The sequence below is a fragment of the Caballeronia udeis genome (genome assembly GCF_001544555.2).
Classification (GTDB): Bacteria; Pseudomonadota; Gammaproteobacteria; order Burkholderiales; family Burkholderiaceae; genus Caballeronia; species Caballeronia udeis.
On sequence record NZ_FCOK02000218.1, the window covers coordinates 1 to 1059 of the forward strand.

At 60.2% G+C, this 1059-nt stretch carries 1 protein-coding gene; it reads right to left on the bottom strand.

Translation table 11 applies throughout. The features are described from left to right. Nucleotides 1–179 precede the first annotated feature (179 nt). Nucleotides 180–1059, bottom strand: an 880-nt coding sequence (locus AWB69_RS45305) for a response regulator (RefSeq protein ID WP_231937472.1), incomplete at its 5' end; no start/stop codon positions are given.

Genomic DNA, 1059 nt, shown 5'->3' on the forward strand with positions numbered 1-1059 from the left:
TTGGTGTTCACGGCAGCGACTCCCATGGAGCTTTTGGGTTGCGCCTGCCCCTCCCGCCCAAGGATTGCGGCTCGCCGGCAGGTTCCCCTGCACTGTATGCGCTGACCGCCTGCGCATGAATAAGGCCCCCTTCCTAAAAGAGGCTAGGGGATTGCCTTATTCAGCGGACGGATTCCGCCCTACTGGCTCTCGATCCACTGAATTGCGAAGCGCATCAACTCCCTGCCGCTACGGATATTCAGCTTTTCTTTGATGTTGGCGTGATGCGTCTCGATGGTCTTCACGCTCCGATTCAGTTTCCCGGCGATTTCGCGGGTGCTGAAGCCGAGTCCGATCAGGTGCAGGACCTCGAATTCCCGTTCCGAAAGGCTCGCAATTGGGCCCTCCGGCTTTTTCCGGGGAACAGTAAGGGCCCGCGCCAGCTTTTCATGCATGGCGGCGCTCAAATAAATATTGCCTGCCAGCACTTCGCGGATGGCGCTCACGACATGATCTGTGGCCTCGAGTTTCATCAGATACCCGTTTGCCCCGGCCCGTAGTGCGCGTTCGGCGAACAGGTTTTCGTCATGCATGCTGAGGACGAGGATTGCCAAATTTGGGTAGCGGTGGCGGAGTGTCTTGACAAGATCCAGGCCGGAGTCCGATTGCAGACTGATGTCCACAATGGCCATATCGGGCTGGCAGGCCATTGCCCCCAGAGCTTCATCGGCGCGGCCGGCCGCGCCGCAGACGTGCAGATCCCCTTGCAGATTCAGCAAGTGCGTCATTCCCTCGCGGATGATGGGGTGGTCGTCCACGATCAGGATTTGAGTCGCACGGCCTGGGCTAGACGATTTCCCGTTCATGGTCCGGCCCCTCCGGTAGCGGATGGCAACCCTGGTGCCACCCAAAGCATTGCGGGTCACGGTGCAAGAGCCGCCCAGAAGGCTTGCCTGGTGACGCAGGCTGTGCAGTCCCAGTCCCGAGGCCCGCTCCATTTCTTCCTGGCCGACGCCCACCCCGTCGTCACTGATTGAAAGCGTCTGCATACCCTCTGCCCGCTCCAGGTCGATCCAAATG